We start from the raw sequence: 15,116 nt of genomic DNA, 5'->3' as shown, positions 1-15,116 counted from the left end.
AAATCCGGCCCGGATGAAAAAATCCATCCGGGCCGGACAAGGCAGGGCGAAGACGCCCGCTGAAATTTATTCCGTTACGGGAATGTCCTTGTTGACGTTCTTCGAACCCACGAGCGCGTAGTAGAGCAGGTAGGCCAGTGCGATCACGATCACCCAATAGCTGGTCAGATAACCCATGCCGCCGTCGGTAACGTCGACGATCGCGTTCTGAAGCAGGGGCAGGATACCGCCGCCGCAAACCAGCGCCATGAAGATACCCGAAGCCTTCTCGGTGTACTTGCCCAGTCCTTCGACAGCGAGGTTGAAGATACCGCCCCACATGATCGAGGTGCAAAGCCCGATAAGCACCAGCAAAGCCGCGTTAATGGGAACATTCACCAGTCCGAAGCCCTCGGAACCGTTGAAGACGGGGAGATTGACAGCCACCGCGGGCAGGAACATCGCTCCCAGCGTAAGCAGCAGGCCTACGCCGGAAACGACGGTCAGCATGCTCTTGGCGGATACCTTGCTGCCGACAGCGGCGCCCAGCAGACGGCCGACCAGCATCAGGAACCAATAAGTAGCGGCAACCGATCCGGCAACGGCCTCGGCATTCACGCCGCCGCCCAGCACGTTCAGGTCGGGATTCTGCAGCCACTTCTGCAGCACGTTGGGAATACCCACTTCGATACCCACATAGACGAAGATGGCGACGGCGCCCAGAATGAAGTGACGGAACGACAGCGGACCGTACTTCGAAACCTCGGCGCTCTTCAGTCCGACCTCTTTCTTGGTCTCCGGAATCTTCGTCAGGCTGATTACCACGAAAGCGAACGCGAAGATGGCCAGCGCGGCGTACATCAGCGGGAACACATTGCTGATCTGCGCGTTTTTGATACCTTCCGGGATCAGCAGGCCCGTCAGGATAATCACGGCCGTACCGCAGAGCGAGTTGAACGACCCGCCGGCCTGGATCAACTGGTTACCCTTGTTACCGCCGCCGCCGAGCTTGTTCAGCATGGGGTTGACGACCGTATTGAGCAGACACATGGAGAAACCTGCGATGAAAGCGCCCAGCAGGTAAACGCCGAAACTCTGGGCCGTACCGGACAACGTCTGGATGCCGACACCGATGAAACCGACGGCGATGGCGACCAGCGCGGTCTTCTTGTAGCCGTACTTCTGAAGCATGTTGCCTGCAGGATAGCCCATGATCGCATAGGCGATGAAGTTGGCGAATACGCCCAGCGTACCCATCCAGTTCGGAACGTTGAACTGATACTTCAGAATGTCACCCATCGGCGAAGCCAGATTCGTCACGAACGAGATCATACCGAAGAGGAAGATCATCACGACGATCGGCAAAACATAATTTTGTTTTTTTGTCTCCATTTTTATCAATTTAGGTTAATAAGTTTCTTCGTATCAGCGGTCCCGCTCCGCAATGTAGGCACAGAGGTTGATCAGCGCCGAGCGGTATTCGGAATCTTCGTAATCGGCGAGCATCTCCACGGCCCGCGTAATATAGCCCTGCATCACTTCGGCGGCGAAGGTCAGGCCGCCTTCGTTCTCGACCACCGAGCGCAGGTATTCGACCGCGTCGTCGTCCTCGCGGCAGCGGGCCAGCCGGGCCAGCAGATCGGCGCGGCGTTCGTCCGAAGCCCGGTCGAGCACCGAGAGCAGCGGCAGGGTGATCTTACCCTCCCGCAGGTCGTTGTTGGCGGGTTTGCCCGTATGTGCGGAGGGGGTATAATCGAGGATGTCGTCCTGTATCTGGAAAGCCATGCCCACGGCTTCGCCGAAACGGCGCATCGTGGCGACCTTGTCGCGCGTGGCCCCTACGGCCAGCGCCCCGGCCGAAGCGCTGACGCCCAGCAGGCTGGCGGTCTTCTTATATATAATATCGAGGTAGGCCTGGCGGGTCATCGTGCGGTTCCTGGCACAATCGTCCTGCAGGACCTCGCCTTCGCACAGCGCGGCCATCGAGCCGCAGACGTGGGTCACCAGGTCGAACTGCCCGCTCTGCAAACCGATGTTCATGTTCTTGGCAAGAATATAGTCGCCCAGGATCACAGCCTTATGCGACTGCCAGCGGGCGTTGGCCGAAGGCTGCCCGCGGCGCATGTCCGATTCGTCGATCACATCGTCGTGGATCAGCGACGCCACATGGATCATTTCGACCAGCATGGCGGCCAGACAGGCCCGACGACCCATCGCGGCGCCTTTCACCGGAGCATTCATCGCCGCAGAAAGCATCACCAGCATGGGACGGATACCTTTCCCGCGCGTGGAAAGGGCATAACGCAACATATCGGAAAGCAACTCCCCCTCAGCCGTGAACTGGCGGTCGACAAATTCGTCGAAAGCCTCCAGTTCGGCAGTCACGGGTTTGTGAATGTCATCGAGTGTAATCATAGGGACAAAGATAGTGATTTTTCGCAATCACGACTCGGGAAGTAACTATTTTTTCGTACCTTTGAGGCCGGTGCCGTAACGGCGCTTTCGGAAAAAGAGCGGAAAATTTCGTCGAGCCATGCGCGATTCGGCTTTGGCCCCGTCCGACGTTCTCGTACTTTTTGTTAATTGGTTAAGACCCGGTAAAATGGAATTTTCGAACACGATACGATCCAAGCTGCTGCCGACGGCAACAGCCCTCGTGCTCTTCTTCGTGGTGAGCGCGCTCTACTTCGCCCCGCAGTTCCGCGGCGAGGTGCTCCCCCAGCACGACGTCATCCAGTATGAAGGCATGGCCAAGGACATCAGCGACATGCGCGCCGCAACGGGCGAAGACCCCCAGTGGACGGGCGGCATGTTCGGCGGCATGCCGGCCTACCTGATCAACGTCGCCTACCCGGCCCAGCTGGTGAAGCGCACCGTCGGGCAGCTCGTGAAGATCATGGACACTCCGGCGGCATTCCTCTTCTTCGCCATGGTCTCGATGTGGCTGATGCTGCTTGTTTTCGGTGTCAACCCCTGGGTGGGGATCGTCGCGGCGCTGGCCTACGGACTGTCGACCTATTTCCTGCTGATTATCGGCGCGGGGCACGTCACAAAGATGTGGGCACTGGTCTACGCCCCGCTGATGATGGGCGGCGCGTGGATGACGCTGAGGGGCAACATCTGGTGCGGCGCGGCGCTCACGGCGCTCACGGCGTCGCTCGAGATCGGCGCCAACCATCCGCAGATCACCTACTATTTCCTCGTGGCGATGGCCGCTTTCTGGGTCAGCGAAGGCATCGTCTCCTTCCGGGAAAAACGGATGAAAAATTTCGCCCTGCGCACAGCGGCGCTGGCCGCGGCGGGCATCCTGGCCGTGGGGTCGAACTTCTCGTCCCTGTGGTACACGGCCAAACATTCGAAGGAGACCATCCGCGGCGGCTCGGAACTCGCGGCGACGGCCGAAACCTCGAAAAGCGGCCTCGCACTCGACTACGCTACGGCGTGGAGCTACGGCAAAGCCGAGACTTTCAACCTGCTGATCCCCGATTTCATGGGCCGCGAGTCGGCCACGACTTTCCCGGCCGACGGAGAGACGGCCGCCGTGCTGAACGAATACGGACTGCGCGGCGCGGCGCAGCAGTTGCCCGCCTACTGGGGCACGCAGCCCTACACGGGCGGCCCGACGTACCTCGGGGCCGCGGCGGTGTTCCTCGCGGCGCTGGGCATCGCACTGGCCCGGGGACGCAACAAATGGTGGATCATCGCCGCATGCGTCGTGATGATCCTGCTGGCCTGGGGCCGCAACCTGATGGGATTCACCGAATTCGCCTTCAAATACCTCCCCGGATACAACAAATTCCGCACGGTCTCGATGACGCTCGTCGTCGTCCAATGGGCCGTGCCGCTGCTGGGCGCGCTGGCACTGATGCGGCTCTGGAAAGAGGAGATTCCGCGTGAGCGGCTGATGCGCGCGCTGGCCTGGGCAGCGGGCGTCACGGGCGGGCTGTGCCTGCTGCTGGCCGTGGCCGGAGGGGCGTTCTTCGACTTCGGGCGCGGAGAGAGCGCCGCGATGATGACCGACACGTTCCGCCACATTTTCGAAAGCAACAACATGCAGTCGTACATCGACCGCGGCATGGATGTCGAATGGGCCGAAGCGACGGCCGACGCCATGGCCGCCGACCGTGCGGCGATGATGCAGGCCGACGCGTGGCGTTCGCTGCTGATGATCCTGCTGGCGGCGGGCGGCGTGGCGCTGTTCGCCCTGCGGAAGATCAACAAATACGTGCTGACGGGGTTGTTGGCGGGCGTGATGCTGCTGGACCTCGTGCCGGTGGACCTGCGGTTCCTCGGACACGACAAATTCGAATCGGCGCGCCGCCGACAGGTGACGGCCTCGGCAGCCGACAAGGCGATCATGCAGGACAAGGATTTGGGCTACCGGGTGCTGAACCTCACGGTGAGCCCGTTCAACGACGCCACGACCAGCTATTTCCACCGCTCGGTGGGCGGATACCACGGCGCCAAACTGGCCCGCTACCAAGACCTGATCGACCGTTATCTGTCGAACATCGACGACGGAGTGCTGGACATGCTCAACACCCGCTACCTGATCGTTCCGGGGCAGGACAACCAGCCCGAGCCGCGTCTGCGGACGACGGCCAACGGCGCGGCGTGGTTCGTCGACCGCCTCGTCGCGGGAGAAACCCCGCAGCAGGAGATCGACCTGCTGGGCACGACCGACCTCAAAACGACGGCGGTGGTCAATCCCCGGGACAAGGCTTTCGCCGAAGAGTGGCAGGCCGGAAGCACCGGGGCCGATACGGCGCTCGTGCGCTCGATCGCGCTGACGGAGTACCGCCCGAACTACCTCAAATACGAATACACGGCGCCGGAAGAGGCCGTGGCGGTCTTCTCGGAGATCTTCTACGACCACGGCTGGACGGCCTGTGTCGACGGCGAGGAGATGCCCTGCTTCCGGGCCGACTACGTCCTGCGGGCGATGAAGCTCCCCGCCGGAAAGCACACCGTCGAATGGCGGTTCCGCGCACCGAGCTGGACGGCCGTCGAGGGCGTGACGCTCACGGCGTCGCTCGCAATCCTGCTGGGAGCCGTCGCGGCGCTGGTCTATTGTTTCAGGAAGAAAAAAGCGTAAGGTTATGAAAGATGACAAGCGGTTGAAACGAAAGGTCCGCAACTCCTACATCGTATCGACGGTGAGCATCACGCTCGTACTGTTCCTGCTGGGATCGGTGGGCTACCTGATGGTGGCGGCGCTGAAGGTCGCCGACACGCTGCAGGAGAGCATCGCCGTCACCGTGGAGCTGAAGAACGGACTCTCCGACGAGCAGAAAGAGGCCATCAACAAACGGCTGACGGCCGAAGAAATGGTCGCGACGATCGCCTACTCGCCCAAGGAGGAGAAAATCGACGACCAGGAGTTCCGCAAAATGTTCAACAGTTCGTTCGAGGAGATTCTGCAGGAGAATCCCCTGCTGGATTCGTTCGAACTCACGCTGACCTCCGCCTCGGCGGACAAGGAGCTGCTCGACTCGTTCATCGCCGCCGTCGGGCGCATCGGGGGCGTCGACCGGGTGTCGTACCCCGCGCTGATGGCCGAGCGGCTGCACGCCACGGTGAACAAGATCCGCCTCGTGCTGCTGATGTTCGGCGGGGCGCTGCTGGTCATCTCGCTGATCCTGCTGAGCAACACCATCCGGCTGGCGATCTTCTCGAAACGCTACCTCATCAACACGATGAAGCTGGTCGGAGCTACCAAATGGTTCATCATGAAGCCCTTCCTCGGAAGCAGCGTCACACAGGGAATACTGGCCGGCGTGGCTGCCTCGGCGCTGTTCGTCCTCGCGGTCTACGGGCTCAACGAAGCCGTGCCCGAGCTGATGACCATTGCCGAAGCAGGCAAGATCGCCATCATCCTCGGGTCGATGGTCGTCGGCGGCATCGTCATATCGGGGCTCTTCACCTTCGCGGCCCTCAACAAATTCGTCAACATGAAGTCGAACAAGATATACCTATATTAAATGAAAAAGGAGCAGAAAAAAACGCAGGACCCCGCGCAGGAGGATACCCGCATGCCGCTGACCCGGCGCAACTACGTCCTGCTGGCAATCGGATTCGCCGTCATCCTCCTGGGCTTTGTCCTGATGGCCGGCGGCGGCAGCGATTCGCCCGATGAATTCAACTACGCGATGTTCTCGTGGCGGCGCATCACGCTGGCCCCGATCCTGGTGATCGGCGGATTCGTCATCGAGATATATGCCATCATGAAGAGGTACTAAATGGACACACTGCAAGCTATCCTGCTCGGCATCGTGCAGGGCATCACCGAATTTCTTCCCGTATCGAGCAGCGGACACCTCCAGATCGCCAAGGAAGTGCTGGGCGTGGAGCTCGAAAACAACATCACCTTCGACGTCATGCTGCACGCCGCCACGGTGCTGAGCACCGTCGTCGTGCTGTGGCGCGAACTGCTGCACCTGTTGCAGGGACTCTTTTCGCGGCATTTCAACGAACAGCAGGCCTACATCCTCAAAATCGTCGTCTCGATGATCCCGGCCGGCATCGTCGGGGTGCTCTTCGCCGAACAGATCGAAACGTTCTTCGCATCGCTGACCTTCGTCGGCGCCATGCTGATGCTCACGGCGCAACTGCTGACCTTCGCCTATTTCGCCAAACCGCGCGCCAGGAAGGGAATCACCTTCGGCAACGCCTTCGTCATCGGCCTCGCACAGGCTGCGGCCACGCTCCCCGGCCTTTCACGGTCGGGATCGACCATCGCCACGGGACTGCTGCTCGGCAAGAGCAAGGAGGAGGTCGCCAACTTCTCGTTCATCATGGTCATCCCGGTCATCCTGGGCAAGATGCTGTTAGACATCTGTTCGGGCGAGGTCGCAGCCATGGACATCCCGGCGGGAGCCCTCGTCGGCGGATTCCTCGCGGCCTTCATTTCGGGAACGCTGGCCTGCAAATTCATGATCGAGGTGGTCAAACGCGGCAAGCTGATCTGGTTCGCCCTCTACTGCTGCCTCGCAGGGCTCGTTTCAATCGTCTTCTCCATCCTCTGACGCCCATGCCCATAACCCGAGAACCGCTGGATTTCCGCGGCATCAACTTCGAAGACGGCTACATCGCCGTTCTGGACAAACCCCTCCGCTGGACCTCGACCGACGTGGTCCGCAAGGTCAAATTCGCCCTGCGCAAACTCGGCTACCGCAAGATCAAAGTCGGACACGCCGGAACGCTCGACCCGCTGGCTTCGGGCATCCTGCTGGTCTGCATCGGCCGCGCCACGAAACTGGTAGACGCCCTGCAGGCCGAAGAGAAGGAGTATATAGCCGACGTGATGCTGGGCGCCACGACCCCGAGCTACGACCTCGAACACGAGATCGACCAAACCTATCCCTACGAACACATCACGCGCGAAGCGGTCGAAGAGGCGCTTGCCTCGCTCACCGGCGAGCGGCTGCAAACCCCGCCCGTCTACTCGGCCAAGAAGATCGAGGGTACGCGCGCCTACGAACTGGCCCGGGCCGGCGAGGAGGTCGCCGTGCGCCAGGCGTTGATCACCATTTACGAAATGGAGATCGTGGAGTACGCCCTTCCGCGGGTGCGCATCCGGGTGCGATGCAGCAAAGGCACCTACATCCGGTCGCTGGCCCACGAGATCGGACAGGCGCTCCGCAGCGGAGCCCATCTCTCATCCCTGCGCCGCACGCGCAGCGGCGGATTCACGCTCGAAAAAGCGTATGAACTGGATGATTTTCTGGAAAATCTGCAAAAAATTGAAACAAAATAGCTCTTTTTGCGTATAGAAAATAATCTGTGTATTTTTTCAAACGTAAAAAAGAGCGTTCATCTATGAAACTATCGCAATACGGGTACGACTTTTCGCCCGAAATGCTGGCCAAATACCCGGCCGACAACCGCGACGAATCCCGGCTGATGGTCATTAACCGCGCCAAGGGCACCATCGAACACCGCATTTTCAAAGACATCATCGAGTATTTCGACGAAAAGGACCTGTTCGTCTTCAACGATACGAAAGTTTTCCCGGCACGCCTCTACGGCAACAAGGAGAAGACCGGCGCCGAGATCGAAATTTTCCTGCTGCGCGAGCTGAACCGCGAACTGCGGCTGTGGGACGTACTGGTGGACCCGGCACGCAAAATCCGTATCGGCAACAAACTCTATTTCGGCGACGACGACCTGCTGGTGGCCGAGGTAATCGACAACACCACCTCGCGCGGCCGCACGCTGCGCTTCCTGTTCGACGGCTCCTACGAGGAGTTCAAACAGACGCTCTTCGCACTGGGCGAAACGCCCCTGCCCAAGTGGGTGCGCGAAAAGGTCGAGCCCGAGGATGCCGATCGCTACCAGACGATCTTCGCCGAAAAGGAGGGCGCCGTGGCGGCTCCGACGGCCGGCATGCACTTCTCGAAGCACCTGATGAAACGCATGGAGATCAAAGGGGTGGACAAGACGTTCGTGACGCTCCACGTGGGGTTGGGCAACTTCCGCACGGTGGATGTCGAGGACCTCTCGAAGCACAAGATGGATTCCGAGCAGTTCTTCGTCACCGAGGAGGCCGCCGGCGCGGTAAACGAGGCCAAGAACGCCGGACGCAAGGTCGTGGCCATCGGCACGACGGTCATGCGCACGATCGAAACCGCCGTCTCGACCAACGGCCTGATAAAACCCATGGAGGGATGGACCAACAAGTTCATCTTCGCGCCCTATGAGTTCACGGTGGCCGACGCCATGGTGACCAACCTCCACCTGCCCTACTCCACGCAACTGATGATGGTGGCAGCGTTCGGCGGGTATGAAACCGTCATGAATGCCTACAAGATAGCCAAGGAGGAAGGGTACCGTTTCGGCACATACGGAGACGCAATGCTGATTCTTTAAAAAAATTTCACTACCTTTACGGAACAAAAGCGACCCCGTGAAGATAGGATGCACCTCGGCGGAATCCGAATAAATTTGGTTCTGCACGCGGTTTTCACTATCTTTGCAAGCATAAACCCCCTTTAAAACATGGCAAGCAAGATTCTGTACGTCTGTCAGGAAATCACCCCCTATCTTCCCGAAACGGAGGGTTCCCGGCTTTGCCGTGCACTGACGCAGGCAATGCAGGAACACGGAAACGAGATCCGCACTTTCATGCCCCGTTACGGCTGTATCAACGAACGCAGGCACCAACTGCACGAAGTCATCCGCCTCTCGGGCATGAACCTCATCATCGACGACAACGACCACCAGCTGATTATCAAGGTGGCTTCGATCCCGGCAGCACGCGTACAAATCTATTTCATCGACAACGACGATTATTTCTCGCGCAAGGCCGTATTGGCCGACGACGAAGGCAGCTATTTCCCGGACAACGACGAACGCGCCATCTTCTTCGCCCGCGGCGTACTGGAAACCGTCAAAAAACTGCGCTGGACGCCTACCGTCGTGCATTGCCACGGGTGGTTTACGGCCGTGGTTCCCGTCTACCTGAAGCGGGTTTTCGCCGACGATCCGATCTTCCGCGACGTCAAGGTCGTGGTGTCGCTCTACGGCGACGGATTCCCCGGGGAGCTCGATCCGGGGTTCGGCGCGAAGATCGCCGGCGAAGGGGTCAAAGATAAAAATCTCTCGATTCTCGACGCCCCGTCATACGAAAATCTCTGCCGCTTCGTTATGGAATATGCCGACGGTGTGGTGGCGGCTTCTCCGGATGTCGACCCCAAGGTGCTCGATATGGCCCGCGCAAGCGGAAAGCCCATGCTCGAATACCAGTCACCCGAGGCGGAGGACTTTTTCGATAATTACAACCGATTCTATGAAGCAATTCAATAATTTCCGCCGCAAGCTGCTCCCGGTCGCAGCATTGGCCGCCGTGATCGCTGCGGTGTTCGCGGGCTGCACCAAGGTAGACGATACGCTGGGCGGAAACCTCATTCCGGACAATCAGCAGATGAAGGCCGGATACGTCGAACTCCTCGGCGAGAAGGTGAACCCCCGGAAATACGTCGAGACGCGGCTGTTTCAGAGCGACTCGCTGATCGGCTCGAACATCTCCTACGGCTATTTCGGAACCTGCATCAACGACACGCTCGGCGAGCGCAAGGCAGGGTTCCTCTCGCAGATGATTAATTACTATAAGGTCGATTCGGGTTATTTCGGATACATGCCGATCTTCGACTCGGCGCAGATCATGCTCAAAATCACCGGCATAGGCCGCGACTCGCTGACCGAACAGACCTTTGCCATCTACGAGATCACCAGCAACGACTACATCACCAAAAAACCGATTTCGGCCGGCAAATCGCAGGCCGACACGACTTTTTACATCAATTTCGATCCCACGGGACCGAAAGACGCCAGCGGCAACAAATATGCGGATGCCGTCTATGATCCCTCGAAGAAGCTCTTCACCTTCAAGCTCGGCGGCAAAGGCACAACTCCCTCGACGGCAACGGCTGTCACGCTGACTCCGACCGAGGAGGGAGAAAAATACATCAAACGCCTGATGCTTCAGGACGAAAGCGAGTACAAAGACGGTAAGCCGGACTATTCGATTTACAGCCCGGACAGTCTCGAGTTTTGGGTTCAGCGGTTCAAAGGACTTTATATCTGCCCCGATCCGGATACACCGATTCAACAAGACGGCATCAAGGAGACGGGTACGCTCTTCGCCACATCGCTCGACTACTCGGGACTGGCGGTCTTCGGCCGTAACCGCGTGAAGGACGACCCCACACTGATCAAAGACACGATCGGCATGGTCTATTACTTCTACGAATCCGGCGCCGAGTTCGGCAATGTCTCGGTGAACACGATCAGCCACAACTACGATGCGGCCACTTCGGACGCCAAGATCGACATCACCAAAGCCCGCGAGGTCAATCCCGACGGAAGCATCAACGAGAACCGGGAACTGAATCCCCGCGTCTATGTCGAAGGCATGGGCGGCGTGGTTACCGAGATGACTTTCACGCCGGAGTTCTTCGCACGGCTGGAAGAGGAAATCGCCGAGGGCAACAAGGACGGCAAAGATTTCAAGACACTGGCATTCAGCCAGGCGCGCATGTCGGTCTATTTCGATGAGAGCGACTACGACTGGGAAGCGCTCAACCCGGTCAAACCGACGATGATCGATCAGATGAACACATTCCCGAGCCGGCTGGGCATGTATACCAATTTCAAGACGCTGACGCCGATCTCGGACTACAACTATTCCTACGAGCAGAATTACAACACGACGCTCTCCTACGGCGGCAAGATCAACCGCAGCCGCGGATGCTACGTGATGGACATCACGGGCTACATGCAGCAGTTGTGGAACAGCTACAACAAGGCCAAGGAGGCCGCGGGCGGCGTGATCGCCGACATCGACTGGGACAAGGTAACGAACCGTACGGTCTATATCGGCCCCGAAGCGTACAGTCTTTACTCCACGTCGTTCGGCGTATTGCAGGGCATGGCGGAAGCCGGCACAAACAACGCCCCGATCCGCTTCGACCTGACCTATAACCTGATTAAATAAACGACAGACAATCCTCATGCGGAACCTAAGTGTAATGCTTAGGTTTTCGCATTTCTGAAAAGCTATCAAAAAAACGCAATGCAGGAAAATTTAGTTATCGTAGAGTCCCCCGCCAAGGCCAAGACCATCGAGAAATTCCTCGGCAAGGACTTCATCGTCAAATCGAGCTTCGGCCATATCCGGGACCTCGCCAAAAAGGACCTCGGCATCAATATCACGGAGGGATTCAAACCGGTCTACGAAATCCCGGGCGACAAGAAGAAGGTGGTCGACGAACTCACGAAGCTGGCCAAATCGAAAACCGTCTGGCTGGCGTCCGATGAAGACCGCGAAGGAGAAGCCATCGCATGGCACCTCACCGAAGTGTTGGGGCTCCCCGTCGACCGGACCAAGCGCATCGTCTTCCACGAGATCACCAAGCGGGCGATCCTGGAAGCCATCGAAAAACCGCGCACGGTCAATATGGACCTGGTAAACGCCCAGCAGGCACGCCGCATACTCGACCGGCTGGTCGGTTTCGAACTCTCGCCCGTCCTGTGGAAAAAGGTGCGTCCGTCGCTCTCGGCGGGACGCGTACAGTCGGTGGCCGTACGGCTGATCGTCGAGCGCGAGCGCGAGATCATCGCATTCCGTTCGGCGGCCTATTTCCGCGTCGTGGCGCAGTTCCACGCCGCCGGCGATCCCGAAAAAACGCTCTTCAAAGCCGAACTCGGATCGCGTTTCGAAACCGCGGCACAGGCTGAGGAGTTTTTGAAAAGTTGTATCGGTGCTACTTTCACGGTGGCCAAATCCGAGGAGAAACCCGCGCAGCGATACCCCGCACCGCCGTTCACCACCTCGACGCTCCAGCAGGAAGCAGGGCGCAAACTGGGCATGTCCGTTTCACAGACGATGTCCGTGGCGCAACACCTCTACGAGCAGGGTCTCATTACCTACATGCGTACCGACTCGGTGAACCTCTCGCAGCAAGCGCTGGCCCAGTGCAAGGAGGAGATCACGAAGCTCTACGGCGAGAAATACTCCCGCTGGTTCAACTATAAGACCAAGACCAAAGGCGCCCAGGAGGCCCACGAGGCCATCCGGCCGTCGTATATCGAGCGGCAGTCGATCGAGGGCACGCCCGCCGAGAAGAAACTCTACGACCTGATCTGGAAGCGCACGGTCGCCTCGCAGATGGTTTGTGCCGAGTTGGACCGCACGACGATTACGATCGACATGTCGGGTTCGTCGAACCAGTTCGTGGCGCAGGGCGAGGTGGTCCGTTTCGACGGCTTCCTGCGCCTCTACTCCGAATCGACGGACGACGACCAGGCTGCCGAAAGCGGCGAGGGACTGCTGCCGAAACTGGCGGCCGGCGACCGGGTGCTCCCGACGCAGATCACCGCCACGGAGCGTTTCACGTCGGCTCCGGCCCGTTACAACGAGGCATCGCTCGTGAAGCGCCTCGAGGAGCTGGGCATCGGGCGTCCTTCGACCTACGCCCCGACCATCACCACGATCATCAACCGCGGTTACGTCGTCAAACAGAACAAAGACGGACAGAAGCGCAATTACGTGCAGTTCACGCTTACCGGCGACAGGATCGCCGAGAAGAACCTCTCGGAGAACTACGGCAAGGAGAAAAACCGCCTCTCGCCGACGGACATCGGCATGGTGGTGAACGACTACCTGGAGGAGCAGTTCGGCCCGATCATCGACTACAACTTCACGGCCAGCGTCGAGAAAGAGTTCGACCGCATCGCCGAGGGCGACATCACGTGGGAGAAGATGATCGACGGATTTTACGGTCCCTTCCACCAGATGGTCGATTCGGCCATCGCAACCCAGAACCCCAAGACGCGCGAGGTGCGCATTCTGGGCAACGACCCCAAAACGGGCCACGTCGTGAAGGCCCGCATCGGCCGTTACGGCCCGATGGTCGAGATCGAAGGCAACGAAGGCGAGAAAGGACGCTTCGCATCGCTCAAAAAGGGCCAGTTGATCGAGTCGATCACGCTCGAAGAGGCGCTGGAGCTGTTCGCCCTGCCCCGCGGCCTCGGGCAGCTGGACGGCGAGGAACTGACCGTCGGCATCGGCAAATACGGTCCCTACATCCGCTACGGAAAGTCGTTCGCCTCGCTGGCTAAAACCGACGATCCCTATACGGTCACCTATGACCGGGCCGTAGAGGTCGTGCGCGCACATCAGGCGGCCGCCGTAGCTGCCAACACGCCGCTCAAAAGTTTCCCGGAGGACCCCGACATGCTGGTGAAGAACGGCCGTTACGGCGCCTACATCGCCTACAAGGGCAAGAACTACCGTCTGCCGAAAGGGGCCAAGCCCGAGGAACTGACCCTCGACGAATGCCTGAAAATCGTCGCCGGATCGAAGAAATAAGGACAACAAAAACCCGTCATACCATGAAAAACCTCGTTCTCACCGTATTCGCGCTCTGTCTCGCAGGAGGAGCCGCGGCACAAACGACCGAAAAGACCGCCCCCGAAGGCTACCGGTTCACCGATGTCAAAATCCTGCCCGTCACCTCGGTCAAAGACCAGAGCCGCAGCGGCACCTGCTGGTGCTACTCGACCCTCTCGTTCCTCGAGAGCGAAATCCTCCGCGCCGGAGGTCCCGAACTGGACCTCTCGGAGATGTGGATTGTGCGCAACGTCTACTTTGAGAAAGCTGTGAAATACGTCCGGCTGCACGGTTCGCTGAACCTCGCCGTCGGCGGTCAGGCCCACGACGTGATCGGCGGCATCGAGCGCTACGGCATCGTCCCCGAGGAGGTCTATCCGGGACTGAACTACGGCTATGACAAGCCCAATTTCGACGAGATCGACGCCGTCATCAAAGCCTATGCCGACGCGGTGATCAATGCCGGCGAAAAACGCAGCGACAGCCGTCTCACGACCGCCTGGCAGGCCGGACTGAACGGCATTCTCGACGCCTATTTCGGCGCCATGCCCGAAAAGTTCACCTATGCAGGCAAGGAGTACACCCCCGCCTCGTTCGCCGCCTCGCTGCCGATCGATATGAACGATTACATCGAGTTCTCGTCGTTCACCCACCATCCCTTCTACACGGAGTTCGCCATGGAGGTCCCCGACAACTGGAATTGGGACAAGGTGTGGAACGTCCCCTTGGACGAGTTCATGCAAATCATCGACAACTCGCTGGAGAAAGGTTACACCATCGCCTGGGGCACGGACGTCAGCGAAAAAGGCTTCAGCCGCACCAAAGGCCTGGGCATCATTCCCGAGGCCGACCTCGAAGGCATGGAGGGCACCGAGGCCGAGAAGTGGGGCAAACTCACCCAGAAGGAGAAGGACGCCGCACTCTACACCTTCGAGAAACCCGGCAAGGAGCGCACCATCACGCAGGAACTTCGCCAGGAGGGCTATGACAACTACGAGAGCACCGACGACCACGGCATGCAGATCGTGGGCACGGCCGTCGACCAGAACGGCACGCCCTACTACAAGGTCAAGAACTCGTGGGCCCTGGCGGGACCTTACGAGGGTTATTGGTACTTTTCGCGTCCGTTCGTCGCCTACAAGACGATGACCGTGCTGGTCAACAAGAACGGCGTACCCAAGGAGATACTCAAAAAGATCGGACTCAAATAAGCGCATGCACCGCACGAAACGACAGCCCGGGCTTC

12 protein-coding genes are annotated in these 15,116 nt (G+C 59.4%); 10 read left to right on the top strand and 2 right to left on the bottom strand.

All coding sequences use genetic code 11. The features are described 5' to 3' along the window. Positions 1–66 precede the first annotated feature (66 nt). Positions 67–1,371, bottom strand: coding sequence for an MFS transporter (locus BLU78_RS06790; RefSeq protein WP_010262240.1), 1,305 nt, complete (start codon positions 1,369–1,371; stop codon positions 67–69). A gap of 33 nt (positions 1,372–1,404) precedes the next feature. Next, positions 1,405–2,394 (bottom strand): polyprenyl synthetase family protein, encoded by a 990-nt coding sequence (locus tag BLU78_RS06785; protein ID WP_010262237.1) that lies wholly within the window; start codon positions 2,392–2,394, stop codon positions 1,405–1,407. Between the two features lie 187 nt (positions 2,395–2,581). Here BLU78_RS06785 and BLU78_RS06780 point away from each other — a divergent pair, with 187 nt between their 5' ends. The 10 genes from BLU78_RS06780 to BLU78_RS06735 all read left to right on the top strand — a co-directional run bounded on the left by BLU78_RS06780 (position 2,582) and on the right by BLU78_RS06735 (position 15,081). After that, complete coding sequence (locus BLU78_RS06780) at positions 2,582–5,074, top strand: YfhO family protein (protein WP_010262235.1); 2,493 nt, start codon at positions 2,582–2,584, stop codon at positions 5,072–5,074. Positions 5,075–5,078: 4 nt separating this feature from the next. Beyond that, positions 5,079–5,960 carry a cell division protein FtsX gene (locus BLU78_RS06775; protein ID WP_010262233.1) on the top strand — a complete coding sequence of 294 codons (882 nt, stop codon included), beginning with the start codon at positions 5,079–5,081 and terminating at the stop codon, positions 5,958–5,960. Further along, the gene (locus BLU78_RS06770; RefSeq protein WP_010262231.1) at positions 5,961–6,218 is read left to right on the top strand and encodes a DUF3098 domain-containing protein; all 258 of its coding nucleotides are present in this window, start codon (positions 5,961–5,963) and stop codon (positions 6,216–6,218) included. Continuing rightward, a complete protein-coding gene (locus tag BLU78_RS06765; RefSeq protein WP_010262228.1) occupies positions 6,219–7,004 on the top strand; it encodes an undecaprenyl-diphosphate phosphatase in 786 nt (261 codons plus the stop codon). Between the two features lie 5 nt (positions 7,005–7,009). Beyond that, positions 7,010–7,735, top strand: a complete 726-nt coding sequence (gene truB, locus BLU78_RS06760) for a tRNA pseudouridine(55) synthase TruB (RefSeq protein ID WP_010262226.1) — start codon at positions 7,010–7,012, stop codon at positions 7,733–7,735. Positions 7,736–7,797: 62 nt separating this feature from the next. Then, a complete protein-coding gene (gene queA, locus BLU78_RS06755; RefSeq protein ID WP_010262222.1) occupies positions 7,798–8,847 on the top strand; it encodes a tRNA preQ1(34) S-adenosylmethionine ribosyltransferase-isomerase QueA in 1,050 nt (349 codons plus the stop codon). A 129-nt stretch (positions 8,848–8,976) separates the two neighbouring features. After that, positions 8,977–9,783, top strand: coding sequence for a glycogen/starch synthase (locus BLU78_RS06750; RefSeq protein WP_010262220.1), 807 nt, complete (start codon positions 8,977–8,979; stop codon positions 9,781–9,783). Continuing rightward, a complete protein-coding gene (locus BLU78_RS06745; RefSeq protein ID WP_010262217.1) occupies positions 9,767–11,473 on the top strand; it encodes a DUF4270 family protein in 1,707 nt (568 codons plus the stop codon). Before BLU78_RS06750 ends, BLU78_RS06745 begins: the two co-directional genes overlap by 17 nt. A gap of 78 nt (positions 11,474–11,551) precedes the next feature. Then, on the top strand, positions 11,552–13,849 hold the full coding sequence (topA, locus tag BLU78_RS06740; RefSeq protein WP_010262215.1) for a type I DNA topoisomerase: 2,298 nt from the start codon (positions 11,552–11,554) through the stop codon (positions 13,847–13,849). A 23-nt stretch (positions 13,850–13,872) separates the two neighbouring features. Beyond that, positions 13,873–15,081 carry a C1 family peptidase gene (locus tag BLU78_RS06735; protein ID WP_010262213.1) on the top strand — a complete coding sequence of 403 codons (1,209 nt, stop codon included), beginning with the start codon at positions 13,873–13,875 and terminating at the stop codon, positions 15,079–15,081. Positions 15,082–15,116 lie beyond the last annotated feature (35 nt).

Origin of the sequence: Alistipes timonensis JC136 (genome assembly GCF_900107675.1) — a bacterium.
GTDB lineage: Bacteria > Bacteroidota > Bacteroidia > Bacteroidales > Rikenellaceae > Alistipes > Alistipes timonensis.
This window is presented reverse-complemented; position numbering and strand designations above follow the sequence as displayed.

Excerpts from the sequence above, each read along its gene's own strand:
- BLU78_RS06770 (WP_010262231.1), top strand. The coding sequence starts at position 5,961 with ATGAAAAAGGAGCAGAAAAAAACGCAGGACCCCGCGCAGGAGGATACC.
- queA (WP_010262222.1), top strand. The coding sequence starts at position 7,798 with ATGAAACTATCGCAATACGGGTACGACTTTTCGCCCGAAATGCTGGCC.
- BLU78_RS06775 (WP_010262233.1), top strand. The coding sequence starts at position 5,079 with ATGAAAGATGACAAGCGGTTGAAACGAAAGGTCCGCAACTCCTACATC.
- BLU78_RS06785 (WP_010262237.1), bottom strand. The coding sequence starts at position 2,394 with ATGATTACACTCGATGACATTCACAAACCCGTGACTGCCGAACTGGAG.
- BLU78_RS06745 (WP_010262217.1), top strand. The coding sequence starts at position 9,767 with ATGAAGCAATTCAATAATTTCCGCCGCAAGCTGCTCCCGGTCGCAGCA.
- BLU78_RS06765 (WP_010262228.1), top strand. The coding sequence starts at position 6,219 with ATGGACACACTGCAAGCTATCCTGCTCGGCATCGTGCAGGGCATCACC.
- topA (WP_010262215.1), top strand. The coding sequence starts at position 11,552 with ATGCAGGAAAATTTAGTTATCGTAGAGTCCCCCGCCAAGGCCAAGACC.
- BLU78_RS06790 (WP_010262240.1), bottom strand. The coding sequence starts at position 1,371 with ATGGAGACAAAAAAACAAAATTATGTTTTGCCGATCGTCGTGATGATC.
- truB (WP_010262226.1), top strand. The coding sequence starts at position 7,010 with ATGCCCATAACCCGAGAACCGCTGGATTTCCGCGGCATCAACTTCGAA.
- BLU78_RS06780 (WP_010262235.1), top strand. The coding sequence starts at position 2,582 with ATGGAATTTTCGAACACGATACGATCCAAGCTGCTGCCGACGGCAACA.
- BLU78_RS06735 (WP_010262213.1), top strand. The coding sequence starts at position 13,873 with ATGAAAAACCTCGTTCTCACCGTATTCGCGCTCTGTCTCGCAGGAGGA.
- BLU78_RS06750 (WP_010262220.1), top strand. The coding sequence starts at position 8,977 with ATGGCAAGCAAGATTCTGTACGTCTGTCAGGAAATCACCCCCTATCTT.